The sequence below is a fragment of the Microbacterium sp. TPD7012 genome, from assembly GCF_003075395.1.
In the GTDB taxonomy this organism is placed as follows: domain Bacteria; phylum Actinomycetota; class Actinomycetes; order Actinomycetales; family Microbacteriaceae; genus Microbacterium.
Genome location: NZ_QDFV01000003.1, coordinates 20,051 through 46,705, shown reverse-complemented (window position 1 = coordinate 46,705; position 26,655 = coordinate 20,051). Strand labels below are relative to the sequence as shown.

The following is a 26,655-nucleotide window of genomic DNA, read 5'->3' as shown; positions in this document are numbered from 1 at the left end:
GGCCCCGCTCATCGAGCGGGGCCTTCTGCGTCTGAGGCGAATGGGCCGACCTGTACGCCGGGTTCTGTTCCGGGGTTCTTCGCCCCTTCGACGGCCATCTCTCTCGGCGACACGTTGCCGTGGCACTCTAGCGGTCTACCCGAGGACTCGGCGAGCCGCGTCAACATCCTCTGTCTGACCTTGCTCCGGGCGAGGTTTACCTGGCGGGTCATGTCACCATGACCCCCGGTGGTCTCTTACACCACCCTTTCACCCTTACCCCCTGCGGGGCGGTCTGCTCTCTGTGGCACTTTCTCGCGGATCACTCCGGGTGGGTGTTACCCACCGCCCTGCCCTGTGGAGCCCGGACGTTCCTCGGTGCGGTTGCCCGCCACGCGGCCGTCCAGTCGACCCATTCGCGTCTTCAGTCTACTTCGCCGCGTCCCCGGCGACGGCGGCTACTTCTCGGCCGACGCGGCGATGCGCAGGTCGAGCGGCACGTCGATCGGGAAGTCGCCGAAGAGGCGCCGGGTGGCGACCGCCGCCGCCACCCGCACCGCGTCGGCCGCGGCTTCGGCCTGTTCCTCCGGCACATGCAGGATGACTTCGTCGTGAAGGAAGAACGCGAGGTGCGGCTGCCGGGCGAACGGTCCGGATGCCGTGGCGGCCACTGCCGCCTCGGGCGCGCGCTGCAACCGGTGACGGATCTCGGCGAGCCAGATCAGCGACCACTCGGCCGCGGTCCCCTGCACCACGAAGTTGCGCGTGAACCGACCCCAGTCCCGCGCTCGCCGCCGCGCCAGGGCGACCTCGACCGGATCGGCATCCGCCCCTGTGGCCCGCGACTGGAGCTCCTCCCACTCCGCCGAAGGACGCGGCGACGAGCGCCCCAGCCAGGTCGAGACCACGCCGCCGTCCTCGCCCGTGCGCGCGGCCTTGTCGACGAGGGCCATCGCCCGCGGATAGACCTTGCGCAGCCGCGGCACCAGGCGGCCGCTGTCTCCGGTCGTGGCGCCGTACATCGCGCCGAGCACCGCGTATTTCGCCTCTTCCCGGGTTCCGACGGCACCGGATGCCACGACGCCTTCGTACAGGTCGCTCCCCTGGGCCGCGCGCGCCATAGACGAATCGGATGCCATGGCGGCCAGCATCCGCGGTTCCAGCTGCGCCACGTCGGCGACCACCAGGGTCCAGCCGGGATCGGCGCGCACAGCGGGTCGGAGGCTGCGCGGCAGCTGCAAGGCGCCGCCGCCCGCCGACGCCCATCGGCCGGTCACGACGCCTCCGGGGATGTACACGGGGCGGAATCGCCGATCATGCACCCATTCGGCCAGCCAGGCCCAGCCGTTGGCGCTGAGCAGACGGGAGAGCTTCTTGTACTCCAGCAGCGGTTCGACGACCGCGTGCGACTGGCTCGCGAGCTCCCACCGGCTCGTCGACTCGACGTGCACGCCGACGCGGTGCAGGGCACGCAGCAGCTTCGGCTGGCTGTCGAGGTGCAGCGTCGAGTCGCTGAGGATCGCGCGCACGCGATCGCCCAGCTCGACCATCCTGCTGGGCAGACCACCCGCGACGGGCCGGGTGCCGAGCGTCTCGGTCAGGATCGCGTCGTGGACGCCCTCGTCCCACGGAAGGCCGGCCGCCCGCATCTCCTCCGCGATCAGACCGCCCGCCGACTCCGCGGCGCACAGAAGCGTCAGGCGGCGATCGCGCTCCTGCTCGATCACCCGGCGCTGCGCGCGGAACTGCTCCAGAACCTCGGCGACAGGGTCGTCGGCGCGGCCCTGCTCGACCACGTCGAACAGGGCGGGAGCGGCATCCGTCGGCTCACGGCGCACCCACGCCGACGAGGGAGCGAGGGGACGAGCCACGGCATCCGTATCGCGCAGGATCGCGTGGCAGAGCAGCAGGTCGTGCGTCCGCCCGAGTCGCACGCCTCCCGCGAGCAGCATCGGGTAGATCTCGCGGGCGCTGCGGATGATCCACCGCGGCGCCGCGGTCTTCTCGAGATCGGCGACCCAGGTCAGGAGCTCCGTGCCGGCGAGGGGTGCGCGACTCCGTTCGCCGCCCTCGTCGTCGAGCTCGACCGCCAGGTACTGCCCGTCGCCGAGGTCGATCAGCGCGATCCGCCGTCCCTGCGACGTCGAACGGCTCATCGACGTCGCGCGGGGACCCCGCTCAAGAGAGCCCGGATTCCTCGGTGCGCACGAGGATGCAGCCGCACTCGGGGCAGAAGACGACGAGTTCGTCCGCCGCGCGGCGGATGTCGTTCAGATCGGTGCTGGGAAGCACCATGCGGCACCCTTCGCACGTGCCGCGCGTGAGGAGCGCTGCACCCGCGCTGTTCGCGGCACGACGCGTGTACTCGGCGAGGAGGTCGGCGGGCACGTTCGCGACGACGGCGGCACGATCGCGCGCCAGCTCGGCGCCGCGGTCGGTCGCGGCAGCGACATCGGCCTTCGCCTGCGAGGTGAGCGCGGTGCCCTCCTCCGTCGTGGTGGCGAGCAGAGCCTGCTGTGCGGCGACAGCCGCCTCCGCCTCCTCGAGCCGGCCCATGACGTCGAGCTCGGCATCCTCGAGATCGCTCTGGCGCCGGGCGAGACTCGCAAGCTCGTGCTCGAGCGCCTGCGCATCCTTGGAACTGGTCGAGGCCGCAAGGCGCTCGGCGTCGCGGTTGCGGCGCTGCTCCACGACCGCGACATCGGACTCCAGCCGCGTCAACTCGGTGCGCACGTCGTCTCGGGTGCCCGTGAGCGTGGTGAGCTCGCGCAGCTGCTCCTGACGGATGGCGACGAGCTCTGTGATCCGCGCCCCCTGGGCCGGCTGCGTACGGGCGCGCTCCGCCTGCGCGATGCGCCGGTCGAGGTCGGCGATGTCGAGCAGGATGCGCTGGTTCTCGGGGGTGGCGTTCACGCTTTCAAATCTAGCCGCTGCGGCGACATCCGCCCATCACTCCACGTCGCCGTCGACGTAGTACCACTCGCGTCCGTCGCGGACGAAGCGACTGCGCTCGTGCAGCGATCCGCGCTCGGCACCCTGCCGCCAGTGCGCCTCGAACTCGACGACGCCCACGCGATCGAAGGGACCGCCCGCGGCACGATCGAGGATGACGAGGCGGCGCCAGCTCAGCTCTGGGTCGAACTCGATGGATCCGGGTCGGGTCGACGGATGCCACGTGCGCAGCAGGTGCCCGGCGTCGGCGAGCGAGAAGGCGGTGAACCGCGATCGCATCAGGCGCTCCGCCGTCGGCGCCGGCGCGCCCTGGAGCAGGGGTCCGCAGCACGACTCGAAGGTGTTCCCGGAGAGGCACGGGCAGCGTGAGGGCTCGGTCATGGGAGCCAGCATCGCAGGTCACGCCGTACTCTGAAGTGACCCCCGCACCGAAGGAGCCCCGATGCCCACCGTCCCCACCTTCACCGCTCACAACGGCTTCGCCCTGCCGGCCATCGGCCTCGGCACCTACGCGCTCTACGGCGACGAGGGGGCCGCGTCGATCGCCGGTGCCCTCGATGCGGGCTATCGCTTGGTCGACTCCGCGTTCAACTACGAGAACGAGGGTTCGGTGGGACTCGGCGTCGCAGCATCCGACGCGCCGCGCGAGGAGATCATCGTCACGACGAAGCTCCCCGGACGCCACCACCCGACGGAGAAGGCGCGGGCCAGCATCGAGGAGAGCCGTTCGCGCCTCGGACTCGACATCACCGACCTGCATCTCATCCACTGGCCGAACCCGAGCCAGGACGAGTACGTGCAGGCGTGGGCTGCCCTCGTGGATGCCCGGGAGCGCGGCATCGTCCGACAGATCGGCGTGTCGAACTTCCTTCCGGAGCACCTCGAGCGCATCGAGCGCGAGACGGGGGTCCGGCCCGTCGTGAACCAGATCGAGCTGCACCCGTACTTCCCGCAGGAGGAGCAGCTCGCTTACCACCGCGAGCACGGCATCCTGACCGAGGCCTGGAGCCCGCTCGGCCGGGCCCGCGAGCTCGTCGACGAGGGCGTGGTGGCCGAGGTCGCCGCGGCGCACGGCATCACCCCGGTGCAGGCGGTGCTCGCGTGGCACGTCGCACGCGAGACCGTGTCGATCCCGAAGGCCTCGTCGCTCGAGCATCAGGTCTCGAACCTGGCCGCCGCCGAGATCGTCCTCGACGACACGGAGGTCGCCGCGATCACGGCACTCGGCCGTGCGGACGGACGGCTGTTCGACGCCGACCCGCGGACCCACGAGGAGTCCTGAGCCCGATCAGACGGTCTGCGTGCCGAGCACTCGGACCAGTTCGAGCTTGCCGGCCGCCTCGCTTCCGGGCGCGGCGGTCAGCACGATCAGCGCCTGGGATTCGTCCTCGGTGAAGAGCGCCTGACAGTCGACCTCGATCTCGCCGAGCTCGGGATGCACGAGGACCTTGTGCTCCTCGAACCGGCGGCGCACCTCCTGCGCGTCCCAGAGCTCGACGAACTCGGGGCTCCGCGCCGTCAGCTCCCGGACGATCTCCCCGGCACGGGAACGGCTGCCGAGCAGGCCCTGCGCGGCACGGAGCGACGCGACGAGCGAGCGGCTCTGCCGAGCGTGATCGCTCTCGAGGTAGCGCCCCCGCTCGGTGTCCGGGTGCGCGAACCATCGGAAGATCCCGCTTCGCTCCAGGCCGACCAGATGACCGGCGTCGCCGAGGAGCGCCCGAGCCGCGTCATTCTGCACCAGGACCTCATCGAGCACGGAGACCACGAAAGCCGGAGCGTCGTGCAGCCGGTCGAGGATGCGGAGCATGCCCGGGCGCACGTAGTCGGTCACGGCCGCTCGATCCGGGGCGCTGTAGCCGGCGACGCGATGCAGATAGTCGCGTTCATCCGAGGTGAGCCGGAGAGCCCGCGCGAGAGCCGTGAGGATCTGCGGGCTCGGCTGCGGGCCGCGCTGCTGCTCCAGGCGCGTGTAGTAGTCGGTCGACATGGTCGCGAGCTGTGCGACCTCCTCCCTGCGCAGTCCGGGGGTGCGTCGGCGCACGCCCGGACTCAGCCCCACATCGGAGGGTTGCAGCATCTCCCGTCGCCGCAGGAGGAACTCGGCCAGCGCTTCTCGATCCACCTCTGAAGTATCCCTCCCGCGGAGGTCGGCATCCAGGGACCGCGGATCCCTGGATGAGCGCTCTCTGGTGGGCGCCCCGCGCCTGATCGACGCTGAAGGCATGAACATCAGCGGAAACACCATCTTCATCCCCGGTGCCACGAGCGGCATCGGCCTGGCCCTCGCCCGCGCGCTCCGCGCCCAGGGGAACACCGTGATCGTCGGCGGGCGCCGCACCGCGCTCCTGCAGGAGATCGCCGCGGGGGATCCCGGCATCCACACGGTACAGATCGACACGACGGATGCCGAGAGCATCCGTGCCGCGGCATCCGAGGTCATCGCGGCGCACCCCGAACTGAACGTCGTCATCACGATGGCGGGCGTGATGCGCGTCGAGGACTGGTCGAAGCCGTCCGGATTCCTCACGACGGCCGAGGAGACCATCGTGACCAACGTGCTCGGTCCGATTCGCCTCGTCGGCGCGTTCATCGAGCATCTGCGCAGCCTGCCCGACGCGACCATCATGACCGTGTCGTCCGGGCTGGCCTTCGCTCCCCTGCGCGCCACGCCGAGCTATAACGCCAGCAAGGCCGCGATCCACATGCTCAGCGAGTCGCTGCGGCTCCAGCTCGACGGATCGACCGTGAAGGTCGTGGAGCTCGAGCCGCCGTCCGTGCAGACCGACCTGATGCCCGGTCAGCGGGAGAGCGATTTCGCGATGCCGCTCGATGCCTTCATCGCCGAGGTGATGCATCTGTTGGAGTCACAGCCCGAAGCGACCGAGATCCAGGTCGAGAACGTCAAGTTCCTCCGCTACGGCGAGGCGCGCGGAGACTACGACCAGGTCGTCGCCACGCTGAACAGTCGCGACCCGCACGGTCGCTGACCCGGCGGGCGGCTCAGGCGCCCAGGGTCGCCCTGACTCCCTCGAGCGCGGTCGCCGAGTGACGGAGCAGGTCGAGCTCCTCCGTGGAGAACGACGTGCTCCGGATCGGCACCGCGCCGGTGGCGCTCACGATCGACGGCACCGAGAGCGCCACCCCGTCCACGCCGTGGAAGTCGCGCAGCACCGTGCTGACCGGCATCACGGCGTGCTCGTCGCGCAGGATCGCCTCGACGATGCGGGCGCTCGACAGCCCGATCGCGTAGTTCGTCGCGCCTTTCCCCTGGATCACCTTGTACGCGGCGTCTCGCACGTCGACGGCGATCGCCTGGAGCTCCTCGAGAGTGAATCGCGGATGCCCCGGCACCTCCCAGTCGAGGATCGGGACCGTGCCGATCGTGGCGCGCGACCACAGCGGGAACTCGGTGTCTCCGTGCTCGCCGACGATGTGGGCGTGCACGCTCCCGGTCGATACGCCGGCGCGCTCGGCGAGCTTCCAGCGCAGGCGGGAGGTGTCGAGGACGGTTCCCGAGGCGAAGACGCGCTCGGGCGGCAGCCCGCTGACCTCCTGCGCGATGACCGTGAGCACATCGCACGGATTCGTGACGATGACATACACCGCGTGCGGGGCGACCTCGAGCAGCGCCGGCATCATGCTGCGGATGATGCCGGCGTTCACCTCGGCCAGCTCGGTGCGCGTCTGGCCGGGCTTCTGCTTCGCGCCGGCGGTGATCACGACCACGTGGGATCCGGCCGCGACCGAGATGTCGCTGCCGCCGATGATGTCGCTCGTGCCCGTGAACTGCGTGCCGTGCGCGAGATCGAGGACCTCGGCCTCGACCTTCTCGGTCGCGATGTCGTAGAGGGCGATGTGGCGCGCGGATCCGCGGATCAAGGCGGCGTAGGCGACGCTCGAGCCCACGCTTCCCGCACCGACGACCGTGAGCTTCGAGTTCTCGATGATCTCCATGCGCTCAGTCTCGCAGTCGGAGCCCTCGATGCGGGAGAACGTCTCAGACCGCGGAGGCGACCGCCTCGGCGGCCGTGGGATGCGTGAAGACGAAGCCCGTCTTCTCGAGCACCGCAGGACGCACGTCGGCATCCGAGACGAGGAGCGAATCGGTTGCTGCAGCGCTCAGCACGAGTCGCAGGGCGAAGGCGGGCGCGGGGATCCAGAACGGCCGGTGCATCTCGCGGGCGAGCGCGCGCCCGATGTCGTTGGCCGTCGCGGGCGTGGGTCCGGTGAGGTTCACCGGTCCGGCGATCTTCTGGTCGATGATGTGACGGATCGCTCGCACCTCGTCTTCGAGCGACATCCACGGCCAGATCTGCGTGCCTCGGCCGATGGGGCCCGCGACGCCGAAGCGCGTGAGCTGGATCAGCGGCTTGAGGACTCCCTGCCGATGGATCACCGGGGCCGTGCGCAGCAGAGCCACCCTGGTCTGGTCCTCGGCGCGGCGCGCCTCGGCCTCCCACTGCACGCAGAGCTCCGCGAGGAACGTGTCGCCCGCAGGCGAGTCCTCGGTGAGCTGCTCGCCCGGGGCCGAGCCGTAGTAGCCGACGGCGGATGCGGAGATCAGGGCGGGAGCATCCTGCCTCAACGCGCGCAGGGCGGTCGTGAGCGTGCGCGTGCTCTTCAGGCGCGAGTCGACCAGCTCCTCCTTGTACCGAGGCGTCCAGGGCAGCCGTCCGACGCTCGCGCCGCCGAGGGCGACGACGGCCTCTGCTCCGGCGATGACGTCGGGGTCGAGCTCGCGCTCCCCCGGCGCCCACTGCGACTCGGTCGCATCCCGGGGCGGGCGACGGACGAGCGTCAGCACGTCGATGCCGTCGGCGCGGAGCGCTGAGGCCAGCGCGCCGCCGATCAGTCCGGATGCCCCGCTGATGACGATGCGTCGAGCCATGGTCGCTCCTGGAGTTCAGTCCCTCTGCCGCGGCCGATCGCGCACGGGATGAGTGCTGTCCAGACTAACCGGAGGGCCGGATCCGCACAGGTTCACGGACGCGGCGGCCCATAGGAGAGCCGATCGAACACGAGGATGCTCTCGCTGATCCTCCCGTCGCGAACCGTGAAGTACTCGGCGGCAGGAGCGGTCGACGTCGCAGCGGTCCGTGGGTAGTAGAACAGCGCGACACGATCCCCGTCGGAGAACTCGGCGATGTCCCCGATGCCGGTCAGCGTGGGCGCGAACCCGCCGATGTATCGGGCGTACGCCTCCTTGCCCTGCAGGTCGACTCCGGGCGCGCGACACGTGATGTCATCCGCGACGAAGGTCATCGCCTGCTCCACGTCACCGCCGGTCCACGCGCGGTGATACCCCTGCACGATGTCGAATGCCGTATTCATGCTGTTCTCCTTGCCGTTCCGGGATGGGCGGGTGTTCAGTCGTCGAGCGGATGCCAGTCGTCGGTGCCGGCATCGCCGCCGACACCTGCGGTGCCGAGACGCGGGAGGAAGTGCGCCCAGCCGTGCGCATGTCCGCGCACCTCGGTGTCGGGAAGGTCGGAGTGGGTCAGCTCGACGCGCGTGCCGGTACCGGTCGGAGTGAGAGTGAACTCGACGCGCGATGATCCGGCGGGAAGCGTCTCGCTCCCGGCGACTCCCCAGGAGACGACCACGCGACGCGGATGCTCGACATGCAGGTACTCGCCCCGGATGGCGTGTCCGGCGATGTCGACGGCGAACCGACCGCCCGGCGTCGGGTCGAGCTCGGCATACTGGCCCATCCAGGCGGTCATGCCCTCCGCCGTGACCAGATACTCGAACACCGTCTCCGGGGCGGCGGCGATGTCGATCGAGTCGCGGAACTCAGCCACGATCCGCACCTTCACGCGCTTCGATGACCGCCTTGAGTGCGGCCAGCTTGTCGGGCCAGAAGTCATCGAGGTAGGAGCGGACGGCCGCCAGGCCGTCGGTGTCGACGGCGAAGAGGTGCCGCGTCCCCTCGCGGGTGCTGGCGGCGAGCCCCGCTCGCCGCAGGACGCCGAGGTGATGCGAGGTCGTCTGCTGAGAGAGATCGACGGCATCCGCGATGGCGCCGACGGGCAACGGAGCGGAGCGGATCTCCCGGAGGATCGCGCGCCGGTTCCCATCCGCCAGAGCGCGCAGTGCCAGGTCGAGATCGGCAACGGCGTCGGCACTCATCGGTCTCCCCTTCGTTCGGATGGGCCGACCGTAGCACAAATGCGCGTTTGTACTCAAGAGTATTGGTGGAGTGGACGCACTCGAGCCGGGGCAGGCGAGTGCCCGAGCGAAAAGGTGCCTGAGGGATCCGGAACGGTGGGCCCTGCCGGGATCGAACCGACGACATCCACGGTGTAAACGTGGCGCTCTACCAGCTGAGCTAAAGGCCCTTCCCGATCATCCTATCGACGACACAGCTCCGAGATGGTCGTCACCGCACCAGCGGCACCTCGAGGTCCACGCGTCCGAGCTTGTCCGGGTTCGCGACGGAATAGATCCGGGTGATCCGCCCGTCCTCGACCGTGATCGTCACGATCCCGGCGAGCTCTCCGTCGATCTCCACCCGGATCCCCGGCTGGCCGTTGATCGTCGTCGCCGCCGCATGGACGGCGCCGGCGACCTTGGCGAGGCCGCCGATGAGGTAGCGGGCGATCGTGTCCGCGCCGACCAGCGGCCGCCGCGCGGCACCGCGCACCTTGCCGCCGCCGTCCGCGACGGACACCACATCCGGAGCGAGGACGTCCATGAGCCCCTGGATGTCGCCGGTGTTGAGCGCGGCGACGAGCCTGTCGACCGCGCGCTCATGCTCGGCGGGCACAACGCGGATGCGCGGACGGCGGGCCGCGACATGATCCTTCGCGCGGTGGGCGATCTGCCGCACCGCCGCGGGGGTCTTCGCCACGGCGTCGGCGATCTCGTCATATGGCACATCGAACACCTCGCGCAGCACGAAGACCGCGCGCTCGGCGGGACTCAGGGTCTCCAGCACGGTGAGCATCGCGATCGACAGGTTCTCAGCCAGTTCGACATCATCGGCGACGTCGGGCGCCGTGAGCAGCGGCTCGGGAAGCCACTCGCCGACATAGTCCTCCCGACGCCGCGAGGTGGAGCGGATGTGGTTGAGCGCCTGCCGCGTCACGATCCGCACGAGGTACGCCTTCGGCGCCGCGACCGTCGACGGGTCGACCGCCGCCCAGCGCAGCCAGGACTCCTGCAGCACGTCCTCGGCATCCGCCGCTGAACCGAGCATCTCGTAGGCGACGGTGAAGAGGAGATTGCGGTGCACGACGAACGGGTCGTCGACGGCGCTCACGACGCGGTCCATGTCCGCGAGCCTACGCAGTGTCGCCGATGTGCTCGCGGACGACCTGCCGTTCCGCGAGCGGAGGCAGCCCGCATGCGTCGGCGAACTCCTCGGAGTGGATGCCGAGGGCCACGTTCATCCTGGCGCTCATGTTCATGAACGCCACGCGCGCCGCGAGCTCGACCAGAGCCGCGGGTCCGAGGTCGGCCAGCAGCGCATCGGAGAGCTCATCCGTGACGGCCGGCGGCGTCTGACTTGCAGCCTCCGCGTACTCCATCACTCTGCGTTCGACGGGCGAGAAGACACTCGCCTCCCGCCAGCGCGGCACCTGCCGGATCTTCGTCGCATCGAGGCCGTGGTTGTGACCCATGAAGTAGTTGAAGTCGAGGCAGAAGCTGCAGCCGATCGTCGCTGCGGCCGCCATCGCCGCGTAGGACGCGAGGTCCCGGTCGAGCTCCGACCAGCTCTCGGCCTTCCGGCCGATGCCCATCGCGTCCTTCATGACCGCGGGGTTGTTCCAGAGCACCCCGACCGACTCGGGCACCCGGCCCATCATCTTCTTCGCGAACACCTTCACCATCGCGCCGTAGACCCCGGTGACTTCGGCCGCCGGGATGCGGGTCGTGCTGCTGCTCATGTTCATGTCTCCTTCGATTCGGATGCCGTTCTGCGGGCCTTCCACACGGAGACACCGCCCGCGCCCGGGATGTGACATACGACTCGCCGGACTCGTCGGCATCCGCCGATCCGCGCTCGGGGACCCGGTGCGCGCCCGTGTCGTGGAAGAGGGATAGGCTGAACCCGGCGCGCGTTGTGCACAGCCGACAAGGCTGCCCGCGTCGCTTCCCGTTTCCTTGGCATGACCTGCCAGCTTGACGAAAGGTTCGCCCCGTGACCGTGCACGACCAGGATCCGTATTCCCAGGGCCCCCAGGACAGCGATCCGGAAGAGACCGGCGAGTGGCAGCAGTCGCTCGATGAGCTGGTGGATGCGAAGGGCCACGGACGTGGTCGCGAGATCATGCTCAGCCTGCTCAAGCGCTCGAAGGAGCTGCACCTGGGCGTTCCGATGGTTCCGACCACGGATTACATCAACACCATCGCCCCGGAGAACGAGCCCGAGTTCCCCGGCGACGAAGAGGTCGAGCGTCGCTACCGCGCCTGGATCCGCTGGAACGCGGCCATCACGGTGCACCGCGCGCAGCGCCCCGGCATCGGGGTCGGCGGCCACATCTCGACCTACGCCTCGTCTGCCGCACTGTACGAGGTGGGCTTCAACCACTTCTTCAAGGGCGCGGACCACCCCGGTGGGGCCGACCAGATCTTCGTGCAGGGGCACGCCTCCCCCGGAACGTACGCGCGTTCCTACCTCGAAGGCCGCCTGACCGAGGATCAGCTCGACGGATTCCGCCAGGAGAAGTCGCACGCGCCGAACGGCATCCCGTCGTACCCGCACCCGCGCCTCATGCCGGAGTACTGGCAGTTCCCGACCGTCTCGATGGGTCTCGGACCGATCAACGCGATCTACCAGGCGATGTCGAACAAGTACCTCGAGAACCGCGGCATCAAGGACACCTCCGCCTCGCACGTCTGGGCCTTCCTCGGCGACGGCGAGATGGACGAGGTCGAGAGCCGCGGCCAGCTGCAGGTCGCCGCCAACGAGGGTCTCGACAACCTGACCTTCATCGTCAACTGCAACCTCCAGCGCCTCGACGGCCCGGTGCGCGGCAACGGCAAGATCGTGCAGGAGCTCGAGTCGTTCTTCCGCGGCGCCGGCTGGAACGTCATCAAGGTCGTCTGGGGTCGCGAATGGGACGACCTGCTCGCCCGCGACACCGAGGGCGCGCTGCTCAACCTCATGAACGTCACCCCCGACGGCGACTACCAGACCTACAAGGCCGAGTCGGGCGCGTACATCCGCGAGCACTTCTTCGGCCGCGACGAGCGCGCAGCCGCCCTCGTCAAGGACTACTCCGACGACGACATCTGGAACCTCAAGCGCGGTGGCCACGACTACCGCAAGGTCTACGCCGCTTTCAAGGCCGCGACCGAGCACAAGGGCAAGCCCACCGTCATCCTCGCCAAGACCGTCAAGGGCTACGGCCTCGGTCCGCACTTCGAGGGCCGCAACGCGACCCACCAGATGAAGAAGATGACGCTGGACAACCTCAAGACGTTCCGCGACGCCATGCACATCCCGATCACGGATGCGCAGCTCGAGGAGAACCCGTACCTGCCCCCGTACTACAACCCGGGACCCCAGGACGAGACGATCCAGTACATGCTCGAGCGTCGCAGGGAACTCGGCGGCTTCCTCCCGGAGCGCCGCACGACCCACGTCGGCCTGGCTCTGCCGGATGACACGGCGTACGCCCTCCCCAAGAAGGGCTCCGGCACGCAGGAGATCGCCACCACCATGGCGTTCGTCCGCCTGCTCAAGGACCTCCTGCGCTCGAAGGACTTCGGCCACCGCATCGTGCCGATCATCCCCGACGAAGCGCGCACCTTCGGAATGGATGCGTACTTCCCGACCGCGAAGATCTACAACCCGAACGGTCAGCACTACACGTCGGTCGACCGTGAGCTGCTCCTCGCCTACAAGGAGAGCCCGCAGGGCCAGATCGTGCACGTCGGCATCAACGAGGCCGGCGCACTCGCGGCCTTCACCGCCGCCGGAACCTCGTACGCCACGCACGGCGAGCCGCTGATCCCGGTCTACCTCTTCTACTCGATGTTCGGATTCCAGCGCACGGGCGACGCCCAGTGGGCCGCCGGCGACCAGATGGCGCGCGGCTTCATCATGGGTGCCACCGCCGGTCGCACGACGCTGACCGGCGAAGGTCTGCAGCACGCCGACGGCCACTCGCACCTGCTGGCCGCGACCAACCCGGCGACCATCTCGTACGATCCGGCCTACGGCTACGAGATCGCGCACATCGTGCGCTCCGGTATCGAGCGCATGTACGGCGGGAACCACGAGGACCCGAACGTGATGTACTACATCACGCTCTACAACGAGCCGATCGTGATGCCCGCCGAGCCGGCGGATGTCGACGTCGACGGCATCGTGCGCGGCATCCACCGCGTGTCGGTGGGCGAAGGCGAGGGCCCGCGCGCCCAGCTCTTCGCGTCGGGCGTCGGACTCCCCTGGGCACTCGAGGCTCAGCAGCTGCTCAAGGACGACTGGGGCGTGATCGCCGATGTCTGGTCGGTCACCTCCTGGACCGAACTGCGCCGCGACGGCCTCGCCGCCGACGAGCACAACTTCCTGCACCCGGAGGAGGAGCCGCACACGGCCTACCTCACCCAGAAGCTGCAGGGCGCCGAAGGTCCCGTCGTCGCTGTGAGCGACTACATGCACGCCGTGCAGGACCAGATCCGCCCGTGGGTCCCGAACCGCTTCGCCACGCTCGGCGCCGACGGCTTCGGCTTCTCGGACACCCGTGCCGCTGCGCGTCGCTTCTTCAAGATCGACGGCCCGTCGGTCGTCGTCCGCACGCTGCAGTCGCTCGCCGAAGACGGCGTGGTCGACCGGTCGCTCGCTGCGCAGGCGATCCAGAAGTACAGCCTGCACGACGTGAATGCCGGCACCAGCGGAAACGCGGGCGGGGAGAGCTGAGCCCCTCGGTGACAGCTTCGTCTTCCAGCGGTATGGACAAGACCGCCACGCTCACCTGGCTGCGCCGTATCTCCGGTGACATCGCCTCGGTGACGATCAAGCGGCTGGAAGACACCCTCCCCTGGTACGCCGATATGCCACCGGCCCGCCGCTCCGCGGTCGGGCTGGTGGCGCAGGCGGGCATCACCTCGTTCATCCAGTGGTACGAGGATCCGACCTCGACACCGTGGATCGCGGCCGACATCTTCGCCGCCGCACCGCGGGAGCTGCTGCGCAGCGTCAGCCTCCAGCAGACGCTGCAGCTGATCCGTGTGACGGTCGAGGTCACCGAGGAGCGTGTCGCCGGTCGCGGCAACGATCTCCGCGAGGCGATCCTGCTCTACTCTCGCGATGTGGCGTTCGCGGCGGCCGACGTGTACGCGCGCGCCGCCGAGGCCCGCGGGCTCTGGGACGCGCGGCTCGAGGCCCTCGTCGTCGACTCGATCCTCACGGGCGAGGCCGATGAGGAGCTGCCCAGCCGCATCGCGGCACTCGGCTGGCACGGCCACGGAGAGGTCGCCGTCCTGGTCGGCACGACTCCCCCGCAGTTCGATGTCGACCTCGTGCGTCGCACAGCCCGAAAGCTCGCGGTCGACGTCCTCATCGGCGTGCAGGGCTCGCGCCTGGTGCTGGTCCTCGGCCGTGCGAGGATCGCCGGACAGGACACCGAAGAGGTCGAGGACGAGCTCGGCTTCCAGGAGATCGCCACGCGTCTCGAGCCCTCGTTCGGGCCCGGTTACGTCGTGCTCGGCCCGGCGGTCGCCGCACTCGTGGACGCGAGCCAGAGCGCCCGCGCCGCCCTGGCCGGATTCGCCGTCGCCCGCGCCTGGCGCAGCGCGCCGCGACCCGTCGAGGCCGACGATCTGCTGCCGGAACGCGCCCTCGCCGGCGATCCGCTCGCGAAGCAGACCCTCATCGAACGCATCTTCCGCCCGCTGCAGGCGCACTCCACCGACCTCGTGACGACGCTGTGGAGCTACCTCGACAACGGCCGCTCCCTCGAGGCGACCGCCCGCGAGCTCTTCGTCCACCCGAACACCGTGCGCTACCGCCTCAAGCGCGTGAGCGAGGTCATCGGCTGGGATGCCACGGGCCCGCGCGAGGCGCTGATCCTCCAGACCGCGCTGATCCTCGGCTCCATCGGAGTGACGGATCAGACACGCCGTCGCCCGGCTCTCCGCCGACCGCAGCGCTGAGGCCGACGATCACGCGGTCTGTACGCCACACACAAGGGTTCTTCGGAATCTTGTGATGGATCATCCACCGTTCGGCGCGAAACGTTGACAGACTGAGGATGTGATTGTCGTCGTCTGCCCTGGACAGGGCTCGCAGACCCCCGGATTCCTCGCCCCCTGGCTCGAGCTCGACGGGGTGGCCGAGCGCCTCGCCGCATACTCGGACGCCGCGGAGGTCGATCTTCGCGAACACGGCACGGTGTCGGATGCCGACACGATCCGCGACACGCGCATCGCGCAGCCGCTGATCGTCGCCGCCTCACTCATCGCGGCTGACGCCCTGACCGCCCGGGCCGGTCGCCGCGCGGACGGAACCGCCGGACACTCGGTGGGCGAGATCGCCGCCCTGGTCGGCAGCGGCGTCATCGACGCCGAGACGGGCATGCGCCTGGTCGGCATCCGCGGTCGTGCGATGGCGGATGCCGCAGCGCAGACCCCGACCGGCATGAGCGCGGTCCTCGGCGGCGACGAGGCCGTGGTCCTGGAGCGGCTCACCGAGCTCGGGCTCTCCCCCGCGAACTACAACGGCGGCGGCCAGCTCGTCGTCGCCGGCGAGCTCCCCGGGCTCGAGGCCCTCGCCACGCAGCCCGTCAAGGGAACCAGGGTGATCCCCCTGCAGGTCGCCGGTGCGTTCCACACGGAGTACATGGCGTCGGCCGTGGCCGCTCTGCGCGACGCCGTGGCGACCGTGACGCCCACCGACCCCTCCATCACCCTGTGGAGCAACCGCGACGGCTCGGTCGTCGACAACGGCGCTCAGGCGCTCTCCCACCTCGTCGACCAGGTGTCCTCCCCGGTGCGGTGGGACCTGTGCATGAGCTCGTTCGCCGACCACGGCATCACCGGTCTGATCGAACTCGCTCCGGCCGGTGCCCTGGTCGGACTCGCCAAGCGCGGCCTCCGCGGTGTACCCACCGTCGCCGTGAAGACCCCCGAAGACCTCGATGCGGCGGTCGCGCTGCTGAACGGAGAAGCCGCATGAGCATCACCCTCGCCCAGGTCGCCGGCCCTGCCTACACGCGCATCTACTCGTTCGGTGCCGCGCGCGGAGAGAACGCCGTGCCCAACGAGGACCTCATCGGCCCGATCGACTCCAGCGACGAGTGGATCCGCCAGCGCACCGGCATCATCACGCGTGCTCGCGCGAACAAGGGCACGGACGCCATCGATCTCGCCACCGAAGCGGCCGCCGAGGCCATCGAGAAGTCCGGCATCCCCGCCGATCAGGTCGACCTCGTGATCGTCGCGACGATCAGCAACCCCAAGCAGACCCCCTCGGTGTCCGCGATCGTCGCCGACCGGGTCGGAGCGAACCCCGCCGCGGCGTACGACATCAACGCCGCGTGCGCGGGGTACGCCTACGCGGTCGCGCAGGCCGATGCCCTGATCAAGGCCGGAGCGGCCCGCTACGCCCTCGTGATCGGCACGGAGAAGCTCTCCGACGTCGTCGACCCGACCGACCGCAGCATCTCGTTCCTGCTCGGCGACGGCGCGGGCGCCGCCCTCATCGGCCCCAGCGACACGCCTGGCATCGCCCCGGCCGTGTGGGGTTCCGACGGCTCCAAGGCCGGTGCCGTCGGCATGAACGCCACTCTCACCGAGTTCCGCGACGGCGAGGCGCCGTGGCCGACGCTGCGTCAGGAAGGGCAGACCGTCTTCCGCTGGGCCGTCTGGGAGATGGCGAAGGTCGCCCGCGAGGCGCTCGACAAGGCCGGTGTCCAGCCGGCCGACATCGCCGCCTTCATCCCGCACCAGGCCAACATGCGCATCATCGACGAGTTCGCCAAGCAGCTGAAGCTGCCGGAGACCACGGTCATCGCGCGCGACATCGAGACGACCGGCAACACGTCGGCCGCGTCCATCCCGCTCGCGAGCCACCGGCTGATGGCTGAGCACCCCGAGCTCTCCGGGGGTCTCGCACTGCAGATCGGCTTCGGCGCCGGCCTCGTCTTCGCCGCACAGGTCGTCGTCCTCCCCTGAGATCGCGCGACCTTCCCTAGACTGTTCCACGGTTCCGAATACAACCCGTAAGAAAGAGGAAGACCACATGGCTTTCACCAACGATGAGGTCCTCGCTGGCCTCGCAGAGCTGATCACCGACGAGACCGGCATCAACGCCTCCGAGGTCGCCCTGGAGAAGTCGTTCACCGACGACCTCGACATCGACTCGATCTCGATGATGACGATCGTCGTCAACGCCGAGGAGAAGTTCGGCGTCACCATCCCCGACGACGAGGTCAAGAACCTCAAGACCGTCGGCGACGCCGTCAGCTTCATCGTCGCAGGCCAGGAGTAATCCCCGCAGGATGCCACCCCCGCATCTGCGGGGCGTGGCATCCTCTGCCTTGCCCGAACTCCGCTCCACCCCCGCCCGACAAGGAACCACACCATGACCAAGCGCATCGTCGTCACCGGCATCGGCGCCACTTCCGCCATCGGCGGGACCGCTCCGGAGAATTGGGCCAACCTGCTCGCAGGCGTGTCCGGGACCCGGGCCCTCGAGCACGACTGGGTGCAGCAGTACGAGCTGCCCGTCACCTTCGCCGCCGAGGCCATCGTCCGCCCCGAGGAGGTCCTGCCCCGCCACGAGGCGAAGCGGCTCGACCCCTCCTCCCAGTTCGCGCTGATCGCCGCGCGTGAGGCCTGGGCCGATGCGGGCTCGCCCGAGGTCGCCCCCGAGCGCCTCGGCGTCGACTTCGCCACCGGCATCGGCGGATTGTGGACGCTGCTCGACGCCTGGGACACCCTCCGCGAGAAGGGCCCGCGGCGTGTCATGCCCCTCACCGTCCCGATGCTCATGCCGAACGCCGCTGCGGGCAACCTCTCGCTCCAGTTCCAGGCGCGCGCGTACGCCCAGACCGTGGTGAGCGCCTGCGCCTCGAGCACCGAGTCGATCATCCACGCGTACCACCACCTGCAGGACGGCCTCGCCGACGTCGTCATCGCCGGCGGCACCGAGTCGGCGATCCACCCGATCACGATGGCCTCGTTCGCGTCCGCGCAGGCGCTGTCGCGTCGCAACGACGACCCCGCCACGGCGTCCCGCCCCGGCGCGATCGACCGTGACGGATTCGTCATGGGTGAAGGCGCCGCCGCGCTGATCCTCGAGACCGAGGAGCACGCCAAGGCCCGCGGCGCGAAGATCTACGGCTACGTGCTCGGCGGCGGCGTCACGGCCGACGCGTACCACATCACGGGGAACGACCCCGAGGGCAACGGCGCCGCACGTGCCGTCACGCAGGCGCTGGAAGAGGCCGGCGTGACCCCCGACCAGGTGACGCACATCAACGCGCACGCGACGTCGACCCCGGTCGGCGACCCCAACGAGTACGTGGCGCTCAAGAAGGTCTTCGGCGAGCGGCTCGACGAGATCCCCGTCTCCGCGACGAAGGCTTCCACCGGCCACCTGCTCGGCGGCACCGGCGCCCTGGAGGCGATCTTCTCGCTGCTCGCCCTGCGCGATCGTGTGGCCCCTCCGACGATCAACATGACCGAGCCCGACCCGGCCGTGCCGTTCCGCCTCTCCGGCGAGCCGACGCCGCTCGGGGACGGACCGCAGATCGCGATCAGCAACTCGTTCGGCTTCGGCGGCCACAACGCCGTCGCCGTGTTCTCCAACGGCGACTGACCGTCGCTCGTCAAGAGGCCCCGGGAGATCCTCCCGGGGCCTCTTCTCGTCCCACTCCGCTCAGGGGCGCACGCTCGTCGCGAGTCGACGAGAGCGCTCCTGGCGCAGCGCGGTGATGCGCGGCAGGAACCAGCCGATCAGCGGGCCGACGCCGAGCGCGAAGACGACGGTGCCGACTCCCACCGGTCCTCCGAGCAGGAAGCCGATGATCAGGACGCTGCCCTCGATCACGGTGCGCACGATCCAGACCTTCCATCCGGTCCGGCGCACGAGGCCGGTCATCAATCCGTCACGGGGTCCTGGTCCGAAGTCCGCCGCGATGTACAGACCGGTCGCGAACGCGAGGAGGACCAGTCCTCCGGCGAACAGGGGTGCGCCCCACCAGATGGACGTGGGCGCGGGAACCAGGACCAGTGTGAGATCCGCGCTCGGGCCGATCAGCAGCGCATTGAGCAATGTACCGATTCCCACCCGCTGCCGGAGCGGGATCCAGAGGATCAGCACGACGACGGCGACGAGATTCGTGACCGCGCCGTAGCCCAGTCCGCTCTGCGCCGCGACACCGAGCGACAGCACATCCCACGGAGCGACTCCGATCCCGCCGCGCACCATGAGTCCGAGCGCGACGCCGTACAGCACCAGCCCGACGACCAGCTGCACCAGGCGCTCAGCGAGGTCGCGGCGGCTCGTGGCGGTGACGGGGAGGAAGACGGAACGCATGCTCATCTCTTCATCGTGGTGGGCCGTCCACTGGTGACGACGAGGCCAGTCTTCGAAAAGTGGCCTGCTTTCACCAGGCCAGTGTCGGGCATGCTGGAAGAGTGACCTCTCGATTGGTGGACCAGCTCGGCGCGCAGAGCGTCGCCGGGGCGACAGCGGCGGCGCTCGCGGGGCGGATCCGCGCCCTGATCCTCGACGGACGACTCACGGTCGGTGAGCGCCTGCCCAGCGAGCGAGCTCTCGCCGTCGAGCTGCGCCGGTCGCGATCGACGACGACTCGGGTGTACGACCTGCTCGAAGGCGACGGATACGTCTCCCGCCGACAGGGCGGCGGAACGCGGGTGGCGCTCCCCCGCGAGTACGTCTCACCCCGGGAGCATGAGGACGATTCGGCGATCGACCTGTCCATCGCCTCCATGGACTCGACACCGGGGCTCTACGACGCGACGGTACGTTCGCTGCCACGGCTGGCCGCTCTGCGGGGCACGAGCGGCTACTCCCTGCGAGGCATGCCGGAGCTCCGCGATGCCGTCGCACAGCGATTCACCGAGCGCGGCGCCCCGACCACGGCCGAGGAGATCATCATCACCTCCGGTGCCCTGAACGCCCTCAACCTGGTGCTCGCCACGATCGGAAGACGCGGAGAGCGCGCCGTCGTCGAGCAGCCGACGTTCCCGCACGCCCTCGAGGCGATACGCCGGTACGGCTACCGCCTGCTCCCCACGCCGGTCGACGTCGACGGGTGGGACACGGCGCACCTCTCCGACCTGCTGCTGCAGAGCCGCCCTCATGTCGCCTATCTGATCCCCGACTTCCACAACCCCACCGGCGCCACGCTGCCAAACGCCGATCGTCCGCTCATCGCGGCGACCGCGCGCAACACAGGAACCCATCTCATCGTCGACGAGACGACCGCCGAGCTCGACATCGATCGCGGCTGGCGCCCACTCCCCCTGGCCGCGTTCGGACCGCACGTCATCACGGTCGGCTCGATGTCGAAGATCGCCTGGGGCGGCATGCGCATCGGCTGGATCCGCGCGGAGCGCTCCGTGATCTCCCGACTGCTCGCGGTGCGGCCGTCGTTCGAACTCGGCACCGCACTCCTCGAGCAGTGCATCGCCATCGAGCTCCTCACCGAGATGCCCGCCCTCACCGCACACGTCCGCTCGCGGCTCGCGGCGGGACGCGCGGCCGTCGCCGAGGGACTCGAACGCATCGACGGCGTGCGCATGCCGCAGACCGACGGAGGGCTCTCCGCATGGGTGGATCTCGGCGCTCCCGTCTCGACGATGCTGTCTCTCGCGGCGCGCGAGCACGGACTGATCCTGCCGCCAGGACCGAGGTTCACCACAGGCGGCGTGCTCGAACGGCGTCTGCGTATTCCCATCACGCTCCCGCCTGCGCGGACGGATGAGGCGATGGAACGGCTGCGTCTCGCGTGGACGGACGTGCGGGAGGGGGAGGTCTCGCAGCTCGACGCTCTGCCCCGCGCAGCCGTCATCTGACACAGCGTGACGAGGACCCCGCCTCTTCCGGGGCGGGGTCCTCGTCATGTGAAGCGGGGATACGTCTTCTCAGCGTCCGGGACGGATCACCGGCATCCGATACTCACGCCTCCCCCGCTCCAGGTCTCTCGCCGGCGTCAGCCGACCTTGTGGAGCCACACGACGCGCGCGTCGTCGCTGGCATGGCGGAACGGCTCCAGCTCCTCGTCCCAGGCCGAGCCGAGCGCGATGTCCAGTTCGCGCTGCAGCTCGACCGCGTTCCCTGCGGAGATCTCCATCGCGTAGCGGATGCGATCCTCACCGATGACGATGTTGCCCGCGGCATCCGTCTGCGCGTAATGGATGCCGAGATCGGGGGTGTGCAGCCAGCGGCCGCCGTCGCTGCGAGGAGTAGGATCCTCGGTGACCTCGAAGCGGAGATGCTCCCAACCGCGGATCGCGGTCGCGAGAGCGGCGCCGGTGCCGACAGGTCCGTCCCAGTAGAACTCGGCGCGACGGGCACCGTCGAGCACGGGCTGCTCGGTCCAGTCGAAGTTGACCGCGCGCCCGATGGCGCGTCCTACCGCCCATTCCAGGTGCGGGCAGAGCGCGCGAGGCGCAGAGTGGACGAAAACCACTCCGCGTGCGTAGGCCGTCGCCATGATCTCTCCGTTTCATCAGGTGCGTCTTCCCCAACGACCTGAAACCCACGAGAGTGGCGAGAATATGCGATTATGGGCCCATTCTCGCCCAGTCGGGCCGAAATCACAAGCATGTAGTTCGGGCACAGAAAGGCCCCGGTCATTCCGACCGGGGCCTTTCCCGCTTCGACAGGCTCAGCGACCCAGGATGGGCGGCTTACGCCTCGCTCATCGCCTGCTTGACCTGCTGCCCCTTGGCCGCGTAGTACGCGGCGCGAGCGGCGTCCTTGCGGGCCTGCTCGGCGTAGCCGAATTCGAGCGTCTCCTGGTCGACCTCGTAGTTGGGGACGTCGTCGGTGCCGTTGTACTTCTCGATGTAGGCGTCGAGCTCCGGGCCCGAGGTCCACGACGTGATCAGGCAGTAGCGCGGCTCGTCGCCGTTGTGCGTGGCGGCGTGCCACAGGCGCTGGGTGTCGACGATGAGCTGGGCACCCGCCGGCAGAGCGATGCGGTACTCGATGCTCGGGTCGGTGCGGTTCTCGCGCAGGACGAAGTAGCTGTCCTTGTCGTCGGTGAGGTTGAAGAACCCGCGGACGACCCAGCCGGTCCCGTCCGGGTTCAGACGGTTGTTGTCGTCCTGGTGCAGGTTGTAGAGGCAGTCGCCGTAGGGCGTGGGCTGCAGCTCGATGACGCGGCAGCGCCCCACGTTGGCGCCCGGCTCCTGGGCGCGACGCGTCAGGTTCGGCGCCTTGGCCGTCTGCGAGTCGATCCAGACGCCGTCCTTGTCGGTGCGCGGCGGCTTGTGGTTCCAGAAGCCGTTGCATTCGATGTCACCGAAAGCGCTCGCGAGCGGGGCGAACCGGGTGTCGCCGGACGACTTCCAGTCGTTGTACTCGATGTCGAGCCATTCCTTGGGGTCGAGCTCCTGGTTGTAGCTGTCGAGGACGACGAATCCCTTTTCCTCGAGGGCAGCGGACTTGATGTATCCCATGATCTGAGTCAGATCCTTTCATCGGGGGCCAGCACGTTTTAACAGGCCCTGATAAGGCAAGCCTAACAGCGACCGGCGGGCGCTCCCCGGAGGTCCGCCGTGCATAACCGAATAGACTGACGGGGGCGCCCGGCGAGTCCTCGGTGCCCTGTGCAACGGGAGGACGAGACACCAGCATGAGCTGTGCGACAAACGTCGAGGCGACAGCAGTCAACACGATCGAGTGGCTCGCCGCGGGGACGACGAGCATCGTCGTGCCGGTGTATCAGCGGCAGTACCGGTGGGACATCGGGGGCTGCGAGCGGCTTCTCTCCGATATCCGTGCGGTGGCCGGCGAAGACGACGAGCATCGGCACTTCATCGGATCGATCCTCTCCGCACAGGACGGGCCGGAGCCCGGCTCCGACCTCATCCTCATCGACGGACAGCAGCGCATCACGACGCTGATGCTGCTCGTCGCCGCTCTGCACCACGCGGTCCGTGACGGAGACCCGACGATGGCGGCGGAGCTCGAACGCGTGCTGGTACGACCGGATGAGCCCGGACGCACGAAGCTGCGACCGCACGACGCCTGGGCCGACCTGTACGAGTCGGTGGTGCTGGACCGCCGCGACGACGTCGATCGCGAGTCCCGCTTCGACGACAACTACGCCTTCTTCCGCAGTCAGATCCATGCCGACGAGGCCCCCCGCATCTGGCGCGGACTGCAGAAGCTCGAGCACGTCTCGATCACGCTCGGCGCCCGGGCGAACGCGCAGCAGATCTTCGAGAGCCTGAACTCCACCGGAGAGCCTCTGCGCGATCACGAGCTCATCCACAACTACATCCTCATGGGGCTGACGCACGCCGAGCAGCTCGATGTGGAGGCCCGGTTCTGGCTGCCGATCGAGCGCCACACCGGCGAGGCGATCGGGGCGTTCTGGCGGCACTACCTCGTGATGACCACGGGGCGCGAGCTGGCGGCGAACGGCGAGCACGGCGTGTACAGCGCGTTCCGCCGGTCGTTCCCCCGCGTCGACGTCGCCCACCTGCAGGCGGATGCCGAGAGCTGGCGGCACTTCGCCGAGATCTACGGAGTCCTGCTCGATCCGTCGCGGGAGAAGGACGAGGAGATCGCCCGCCAGCTCCGCTCCGTGAACACGTTCGGCCGCTCGACCTATCCGCTGGTGATGAGCGCGTACAGCGACCACGCGCGCGGCGTCATCGATCGCGCTGAGCTCATCGAGACGTTGGAGTGGATCCAGGCGATGCACCTGCGCCGCACGCTCGTGAATCTGCCGGGTGAGCGTCTCATCGCGCGGCTGTGCCGGGCGCGCGATGCGGGCCGCGATGCCCTCGCACGCGCGTTCGCCCGCATCACGCCGTCGGACGAGCGGGTGAGCGCCGTGCTGAAGTACAGCGAGCTGCCGCATGCGGCCTACGTGCTCGGGCGCCTCGAGGGCGTCGACGACATCGACGGGTTCGACGTGGAGCACATCGCGCCCGCAGTGCCCGGCGACACCTGGTCGGGTGACGGACGGCGTCCGTGGAGCGAGTACTCGGAAGACGAGCAGAACAGCCATCGCGCGCTCGCCCCCACTCTCGGCAACCTCACCCTGCTCGAGCAGCCGCTGGCCGAGCGTGTCTTCGGCGCCTCCTATCCGATCAAGCGCGTCGATGCCTACGCACGGAGCGTGGTGCCGGCCACCCGGGCCGTGGGCGAGACGGCCTCCTGGGGCACAGCGGCGATCACGCAGCGCACCGTCTCCCTCACCGCCGACCTGCTGCGCATCTGGGCGCGCCCGGCGCTTCCGGAGATCGACGACGACGGCCTGACCCCGATCCTGGACGCCGTCCGCCGTCGGGGCTGGCCTGCCGGCTGGGAGCGCGAGTTCGACTACGTCGAATACCGCGGAGAGCGCTGGGACGTCCCCGACGTCAAGTACCTCTTCAACCGCGTGTTCCGCCGCGCGTGGACCGACAGCAGAGCCGCCGCCCTCGTCTACTGCGCGAGCCACGGCGGCCCCATCTACGACGAGATGGCATGGAAGGGACAGTGGGATGACCTCGACGACACCCACTTCCTCTACATGGGATGGGATTCGAACTACATGATGACCGCCGTGCAGGGCGTGCTGGAGGAGTCCGGCATCGCCTCGGAGGTCTTCGTCAAGTACTCGTACATCGGGAATGTGATGTGATGACCACCGCGAAGACCACGACGCGCCGGCTGATGGACCTGACGGTCGAGGAGCACACGCTCACCGTGCCCCTCGTCTGGGGCGACCCGACCGATCACCGGACGATCGACGTGTTCGCCGCCGTCGTGTCGCGCGAGGGCGGCGAGACACTTCCGTTCCTCGTGTTCCTCCAGGGCGGACCGGGTCACGAGGCGCCGCGCCCGTTCCACTCCCCCGCCTCACCCGCGTGGCTGGACGAGGCTCTCGCCCACTACCGCGTGGTCCTGCTCGATCAGCGCGGCACCGGCCGATCCACCCCGGTCGGCGACGACGATCTGGCTCGGGGCGCCTCGGCCGTCGCCGAGCATCTCACGCACCTGCGCGCCGACGCGATCGTCCGCGACTGCGAGGCGCTCCGCGAGCACCTGGGAGCCGCGGACTGGAGCGTGCTCGGCCAGTCCTTCGGCGGCTTCACGACGCTGGCGTACCTGTCGACCGATGCCGACTCCCTGCAGCAGGTGTTCATCACCGGAGGGTTGAGCGCCGTGGGTCGTCACCCCGACGACGTCTACGCGCTCTGCTACGACAAGATGCGCGCGGCATCCGAGCGGTACTACCGTCGCTTCCCTGAGCACCGCGACGCGATGCGCCGCCTGGTCGACCGAGCGGATGCCGGCGACATCGTCCTGCCCGACGGCGAGGTCGTCTCGCGCTCGCGCCTGCGCTCGCTGGGTTCCGCCCTCGGCACGAACGACGGCTGGCAGACCGTGTGGTCCCTGCTGGAGCGCGATCCGCGGTCCAACGCCTTCCGCCACGACCTGATGCACGCGATGCCGTACGACGGGCGCAATCCGATGTACTTCGCGTTCCATGAGTCGAGCTACGCCGACGGAGACGCCACCCGCTGGTCGGCGGAGCGGACCGAGCCGACCGACTTCCGCGAGGATCCGACCCTGTTCACGGGCGAGCACATCCGTCGGGAGTGGACCGAGACCGTCCCCGCGTTCCAGCCGTGGCGCGATGTCGCGCTCGAGCTCGCCGATTTCGTCTGGCCGAGCATCTACGACGCAGATGCCATCTCGGCCTCCGGGGCCACCGGCGCCGCCGCCGTCTACGTCAACGACGTCTACGTGCCGATGGAGTTCTCGCTCGAGACCGCCCGCCTGCTCCCCGGCGTCGAGCTCTGGGTCACGAGCGAGCACGAGCACAACGGGCTCCGTTCCGGGCCCGTGCTGACGCACCTCATCGACCTCGCCCACGGGCGGCGCATCCGCTGAGGATTATCCTCCCGCAGACGGATGCCGCCGCGACACCGCCTGCCTATCCTGGTCGTATGAGCGATGTGCTGGGGTGGGCGACGGCGGCAGGCGTGCTCCTTCTGGGCCCGGTACTGCTCGTCATCGGCATGATGCACACGTTCTCGCGCAAGCCCGTCGAGGAGAAGTACGAGAACAGCGCGGCCGGCGGCCTGGGCGGTGCCTTCGACGCCGTCTGGTCACCATCGGCGCACGAGGCCGGACAGGAGCGGGACCGGCAGACGCAGCGGACCGCACCGGCGCCGTCTCCCGGCGACCCGCCGAGCAGGATCGACCGCGGACGCATCGTCATCGACATCTGACACCGTCCCGGACATGACGAAGGCCCCGCACTCCGAGGAGCACGGGGCCTTCGTCGCAGAGGTCCTTACTTGGACGAGCCGCCGAAGCCCTTGAAGCGCTGGTTGAACTTCTCGACGCGACCGGCCGAGTCCATGATGCGCTGCTTGCCCGTGTAGAACGGGTGCGATGCCGAGGAGATCTCGACGTCGATGACGGGGTACTCCACGCCGTCCAGCTCGATCGTCTTGTCGCTCGACACGGTGGAGCGGGTGAGGAAGGTCTCGCCCGAGCCGAGGTCGCGGAACACGACAGCCTTGTACTCGGGGTGAATGTCAGTCTTCATGGGATTCCTTAGT

The 26,655-nt window shown here is 69.3% G+C and carries 27 protein-coding genes, 1 tRNA gene and 1 other RNA gene; 12 read left to right on the top strand and 17 right to left on the bottom strand.

Annotated elements, in window-relative coordinates:
* Window positions 1-37 precede the first annotated feature (37 nt).
* The 4 genes from rnpB to DC434_RS08270 all read right to left on the bottom strand — a co-directional run bounded on the left by rnpB (window position 38) and on the right by DC434_RS08270 (window position 3,312).
* An RNA gene (gene rnpB, locus DC434_RS08285) (RNase P RNA component class A) lies at window positions 38-394 on the bottom strand.
* Window positions 395-437: 43 nt separating this feature from the next.
* Window positions 438-2,135, bottom strand: coding sequence for a bifunctional 3'-5' exonuclease/DNA polymerase (locus tag DC434_RS08280; protein ID WP_116634836.1), 1,698 nt, complete (start codon window positions 2,133-2,135; stop codon window positions 438-440).
* 22 nt (window positions 2,136-2,157) lie between these two features.
* Window positions 2,158-2,892 (bottom strand): C4-type zinc ribbon domain-containing protein, encoded by a 735-nt coding sequence (locus tag DC434_RS08275; RefSeq protein WP_116634835.1) that lies wholly within the window; start codon window positions 2,890-2,892, stop codon window positions 2,158-2,160.
* A 36-nt stretch (window positions 2,893-2,928) separates the two neighbouring features.
* Complete coding sequence (locus DC434_RS08270) at window positions 2,929-3,312, bottom strand: YchJ family metal-binding protein (protein ID WP_116634834.1); 384 nt, start codon at window positions 3,310-3,312, stop codon at window positions 2,929-2,931.
* Window positions 3,313-3,373: 61 nt separating this feature from the next.
* Between DC434_RS08270 and DC434_RS08265 the strand changes: the two genes are divergently transcribed.
* Complete coding sequence (locus tag DC434_RS08265; protein ID WP_116634833.1) at window positions 3,374-4,213, top strand: aldo/keto reductase; 840 nt, start codon at window positions 3,374-3,376, stop codon at window positions 4,211-4,213.
* A 6-nt stretch (window positions 4,214-4,219) separates the two neighbouring features.
* Here the strand turns inward: DC434_RS08265 and DC434_RS08260 are convergent, their stop codons facing one another.
* A complete protein-coding gene (locus tag DC434_RS08260; protein WP_116634832.1) occupies window positions 4,220-5,056 on the bottom strand; it encodes a helix-turn-helix transcriptional regulator in 837 nt (278 codons plus the stop codon).
* 100 nt (window positions 5,057-5,156) lie between these two features.
* Here DC434_RS08260 and DC434_RS08255 point away from each other — a divergent pair, with 100 nt between their 5' ends.
* Window positions 5,157-5,921, top strand: coding sequence for an SDR family NAD(P)-dependent oxidoreductase (locus tag DC434_RS08255; RefSeq protein ID WP_116635379.1), 765 nt, complete (start codon window positions 5,157-5,159; stop codon window positions 5,919-5,921).
* A 13-nt stretch (window positions 5,922-5,934) separates the two neighbouring features.
* Here DC434_RS08255 and DC434_RS08250 read toward each other — a convergent pair whose 3' ends face one another.
* From DC434_RS08250 to DC434_RS08215, 8 genes are all read right to left on the bottom strand, one after another.
* Window positions 5,935-6,888 carry an L-lactate dehydrogenase gene (locus DC434_RS08250; protein ID WP_116634831.1) on the bottom strand — a complete coding sequence of 318 codons (954 nt, stop codon included), beginning with the start codon at window positions 6,886-6,888 and terminating at the stop codon, window positions 5,935-5,937.
* A 43-nt stretch (window positions 6,889-6,931) separates the two neighbouring features.
* Window positions 6,932-7,822 (bottom strand): TIGR01777 family oxidoreductase, encoded by an 891-nt coding sequence (locus tag DC434_RS08245; protein ID WP_116634830.1) that lies wholly within the window; start codon window positions 7,820-7,822, stop codon window positions 6,932-6,934.
* Window positions 7,823-7,914: 92 nt separating this feature from the next.
* Window positions 7,915-8,265, bottom strand: a complete 351-nt coding sequence (locus DC434_RS08240) for a nuclear transport factor 2 family protein (RefSeq protein WP_116634829.1) — start codon at window positions 8,263-8,265, stop codon at window positions 7,915-7,917.
* A 35-nt stretch (window positions 8,266-8,300) separates the two neighbouring features.
* A complete protein-coding gene (locus DC434_RS08235; protein ID WP_116635378.1) occupies window positions 8,301-8,735 on the bottom strand; it encodes an SRPBCC domain-containing protein in 435 nt (144 codons plus the stop codon).
* Window positions 8,728-9,063 (bottom strand): metalloregulator ArsR/SmtB family transcription factor, encoded by a 336-nt coding sequence (locus DC434_RS08230; protein WP_116634828.1) that lies wholly within the window; start codon window positions 9,061-9,063, stop codon window positions 8,728-8,730. The genes DC434_RS08235 and DC434_RS08230 overlap by 8 nt, the downstream gene beginning before the upstream one ends.
* A gap of 136 nt (window positions 9,064-9,199) precedes the next feature.
* Window positions 9,200-9,272 (bottom strand) — tRNA-Val (locus DC434_RS08225).
* A gap of 41 nt (window positions 9,273-9,313) precedes the next feature.
* Window positions 9,314-10,207: an RNA polymerase sigma-70 factor gene (locus tag DC434_RS08220; RefSeq protein WP_116634827.1), complete on the bottom strand. Its 894-nt coding sequence runs from the start codon at window positions 10,205-10,207 to the stop codon at window positions 9,314-9,316.
* Between the two features lie 10 nt (window positions 10,208-10,217).
* Window positions 10,218-10,823, bottom strand: coding sequence for a carboxymuconolactone decarboxylase family protein (locus DC434_RS08215; protein WP_116635377.1), 606 nt, complete (start codon window positions 10,821-10,823; stop codon window positions 10,218-10,220).
* A 254-nt stretch (window positions 10,824-11,077) separates the two neighbouring features.
* Here DC434_RS08215 and aceE point away from each other — a divergent pair, with 254 nt between their 5' ends.
* From aceE to DC434_RS08185, 6 genes are all read left to right on the top strand, one after another.
* Window positions 11,078-13,804 carry a pyruvate dehydrogenase (acetyl-transferring), homodimeric type gene (gene aceE / locus DC434_RS08210; protein WP_116634826.1) on the top strand — a complete coding sequence of 909 codons (2,727 nt, stop codon included), beginning with the start codon at window positions 11,078-11,080 and terminating at the stop codon, window positions 13,802-13,804.
* Between the two features lie 32 nt (window positions 13,805-13,836).
* Window positions 13,837-15,039, top strand: coding sequence for a helix-turn-helix domain-containing protein (locus DC434_RS08205; RefSeq protein WP_116634825.1), 1,203 nt, complete (start codon window positions 13,837-13,839; stop codon window positions 15,037-15,039).
* Window positions 15,040-15,139: 100 nt separating this feature from the next.
* Window positions 15,140-16,060: an ACP S-malonyltransferase gene (locus DC434_RS08200; protein WP_116634824.1), complete on the top strand. Its 921-nt coding sequence runs from the start codon at window positions 15,140-15,142 to the stop codon at window positions 16,058-16,060.
* Complete coding sequence (locus tag DC434_RS08195; protein WP_116634823.1) at window positions 16,057-17,058, top strand: beta-ketoacyl-ACP synthase III; 1,002 nt, start codon at window positions 16,057-16,059, stop codon at window positions 17,056-17,058. The genes DC434_RS08200 and DC434_RS08195 overlap by 4 nt, the downstream gene beginning before the upstream one ends.
* Window positions 17,059-17,125: 67 nt before the next feature.
* The gene (locus DC434_RS08190; RefSeq protein ID WP_017830435.1) at window positions 17,126-17,374 is read left to right on the top strand and encodes an acyl carrier protein; all 249 of its coding nucleotides are present in this window, start codon (window positions 17,126-17,128) and stop codon (window positions 17,372-17,374) included.
* A gap of 93 nt (window positions 17,375-17,467) precedes the next feature.
* The gene (locus DC434_RS08185; protein ID WP_116634822.1) at window positions 17,468-18,706 is read left to right on the top strand and encodes a beta-ketoacyl-[acyl-carrier-protein] synthase family protein; all 1,239 of its coding nucleotides are present in this window, start codon (window positions 17,468-17,470) and stop codon (window positions 18,704-18,706) included.
* A gap of 60 nt (window positions 18,707-18,766) precedes the next feature.
* Here the strand turns inward: DC434_RS08185 and DC434_RS08180 are convergent, their stop codons facing one another.
* The gene (locus tag DC434_RS08180) at window positions 18,767-19,432 is read right to left on the bottom strand and encodes a hypothetical protein (protein ID WP_116634821.1); all 666 of its coding nucleotides are present in this window, start codon (window positions 19,430-19,432) and stop codon (window positions 18,767-18,769) included.
* Between the two features lie 95 nt (window positions 19,433-19,527).
* Here DC434_RS08180 and DC434_RS08175 point away from each other — a divergent pair, with 95 nt between their 5' ends.
* A complete protein-coding gene (locus DC434_RS08175; protein ID WP_116634820.1) occupies window positions 19,528-20,931 on the top strand; it encodes a PLP-dependent aminotransferase family protein in 1,404 nt (467 codons plus the stop codon).
* 137 nt (window positions 20,932-21,068) lie between these two features.
* Here the strand turns inward: DC434_RS08175 and DC434_RS08170 are convergent, their stop codons facing one another.
* Together DC434_RS08170 and DC434_RS08165 are read right to left on the bottom strand one after the other, a co-directional pair.
* Window positions 21,069-21,572, bottom strand: coding sequence for a DUF3145 domain-containing protein (locus DC434_RS08170; protein ID WP_116634819.1), 504 nt, complete (start codon window positions 21,570-21,572; stop codon window positions 21,069-21,071).
* A 196-nt stretch (window positions 21,573-21,768) separates the two neighbouring features.
* On the bottom strand, window positions 21,769-22,542 hold the full coding sequence (locus tag DC434_RS08165; RefSeq protein ID WP_116634818.1) for a hypothetical protein: 774 nt from the start codon (window positions 22,540-22,542) through the stop codon (window positions 21,769-21,771).
* 176 nt (window positions 22,543-22,718) lie between these two features.
* Here DC434_RS08165 and DC434_RS08160 point away from each other — a divergent pair, with 176 nt between their 5' ends.
* The 3 genes from DC434_RS08160 to DC434_RS08150 are packed head-to-tail and all read left to right on the top strand — an operon-like array spanning window position 22,719 to window position 26,319.
* Window positions 22,719-24,722, top strand: coding sequence for a DUF262 domain-containing protein (locus tag DC434_RS08160; RefSeq protein WP_116634817.1), 2,004 nt, complete (start codon window positions 22,719-22,721; stop codon window positions 24,720-24,722).
* Entirely contained in the window at window positions 24,722-25,978 is a 1,257-nt protein-coding gene (locus tag DC434_RS08155) for an alpha/beta fold hydrolase (RefSeq protein WP_116634816.1), read from the top strand. The genes DC434_RS08160 and DC434_RS08155 overlap by 1 nt, the downstream gene beginning before the upstream one ends.
* A 56-nt stretch (window positions 25,979-26,034) precedes the next feature.
* Window positions 26,035-26,319: a hypothetical protein gene (locus DC434_RS08150; protein ID WP_116634815.1), complete on the top strand. Its 285-nt coding sequence runs from the start codon at window positions 26,035-26,037 to the stop codon at window positions 26,317-26,319.
* A 65-nt stretch (window positions 26,320-26,384) separates the two neighbouring features.
* Here the strand turns inward: DC434_RS08150 and DC434_RS08145 are convergent, their stop codons facing one another.
* Entirely contained in the window at window positions 26,385-26,642 is a 258-nt protein-coding gene (locus DC434_RS08145; protein WP_021200734.1) for a type B 50S ribosomal protein L31, read from the bottom strand.
* Window positions 26,643-26,655 lie beyond the last annotated feature (13 nt).

What these genes read in the sequence shown, in the direction of transcription:
- DC434_RS08265 (WP_116634833.1), top strand. Translation starts at nt 3,374, where the DNA reads ATGCCCACCGTCCCCACCTTCACCGCTCACAACGGCTTCGCCCTGCCG.
- DC434_RS08215 (WP_116635377.1), bottom strand. Translation starts at nt 10,823, where the DNA reads ATGAGCAGCAGCACGACCCGCATCCCGGCGGCCGAAGTCACCGGGGTC.
- DC434_RS08160 (WP_116634817.1), top strand. Translation starts at nt 22,719, where the DNA reads ATGAGCTGTGCGACAAACGTCGAGGCGACAGCAGTCAACACGATCGAG.
- DC434_RS08195 (WP_116634823.1), top strand. Translation starts at nt 16,057, where the DNA reads ATGAGCATCACCCTCGCCCAGGTCGCCGGCCCTGCCTACACGCGCATC.
- DC434_RS08245 (WP_116634830.1), bottom strand. Translation starts at nt 7,822, where the DNA reads ATGGCTCGACGCATCGTCATCAGCGGGGCATCCGGACTGATCGGCGGC.
- DC434_RS08165 (WP_116634818.1), bottom strand. Translation starts at nt 22,542, where the DNA reads ATGGGATACATCAAGTCCGCTGCCCTCGAGGAAAAGGGATTCGTCGTC.
- DC434_RS08250 (WP_116634831.1), bottom strand. Translation starts at nt 6,888, where the DNA reads ATGGAGATCATCGAGAACTCGAAGCTCACGGTCGTCGGTGCGGGAAGC.
- DC434_RS08150 (WP_116634815.1), top strand. Translation starts at nt 26,035, where the DNA reads ATGAGCGATGTGCTGGGGTGGGCGACGGCGGCAGGCGTGCTCCTTCTG.
- DC434_RS08170 (WP_116634819.1), bottom strand. Translation starts at nt 21,572, where the DNA reads ATGGCGACGGCCTACGCACGCGGAGTGGTTTTCGTCCACTCTGCGCCT.
- DC434_RS08145 (WP_021200734.1), bottom strand. Translation starts at nt 26,642, where the DNA reads ATGAAGACTGACATTCACCCCGAGTACAAGGCTGTCGTGTTCCGCGAC.
- DC434_RS08190 (WP_017830435.1), top strand. Translation starts at nt 17,126, where the DNA reads ATGGCTTTCACCAACGATGAGGTCCTCGCTGGCCTCGCAGAGCTGATC.
- DC434_RS08205 (WP_116634825.1), top strand. Translation starts at nt 13,837, where the DNA reads ATGGACAAGACCGCCACGCTCACCTGGCTGCGCCGTATCTCCGGTGAC.
- DC434_RS08240 (WP_116634829.1), bottom strand. Translation starts at nt 8,265, where the DNA reads ATGAATACGGCATTCGACATCGTGCAGGGGTATCACCGCGCGTGGACC.
- DC434_RS08180 (WP_116634821.1), bottom strand. Translation starts at nt 19,432, where the DNA reads ATGAGCATGCGTTCCGTCTTCCTCCCCGTCACCGCCACGAGCCGCCGC.
- DC434_RS08155 (WP_116634816.1), top strand. Translation starts at nt 24,722, where the DNA reads ATGACCACCGCGAAGACCACGACGCGCCGGCTGATGGACCTGACGGTC.
- DC434_RS08280 (WP_116634836.1), bottom strand. Translation starts at nt 2,135, where the DNA reads ATGAGCCGTTCGACGTCGCAGGGACGGCGGATCGCGCTGATCGACCTC.
- DC434_RS08220 (WP_116634827.1), bottom strand. Translation starts at nt 10,207, where the DNA reads ATGGACCGCGTCGTGAGCGCCGTCGACGACCCGTTCGTCGTGCACCGC.
- DC434_RS08255 (WP_116635379.1), top strand. Translation starts at nt 5,157, where the DNA reads ATGAACATCAGCGGAAACACCATCTTCATCCCCGGTGCCACGAGCGGC.
- DC434_RS08185 (WP_116634822.1), top strand. Translation starts at nt 17,468, where the DNA reads ATGACCAAGCGCATCGTCGTCACCGGCATCGGCGCCACTTCCGCCATC.
- DC434_RS08270 (WP_116634834.1), bottom strand. Translation starts at nt 3,312, where the DNA reads ATGACCGAGCCCTCACGCTGCCCGTGCCTCTCCGGGAACACCTTCGAG.
- DC434_RS08230 (WP_116634828.1), bottom strand. Translation starts at nt 9,063, where the DNA reads ATGAGTGCCGACGCCGTTGCCGATCTCGACCTGGCACTGCGCGCTCTG.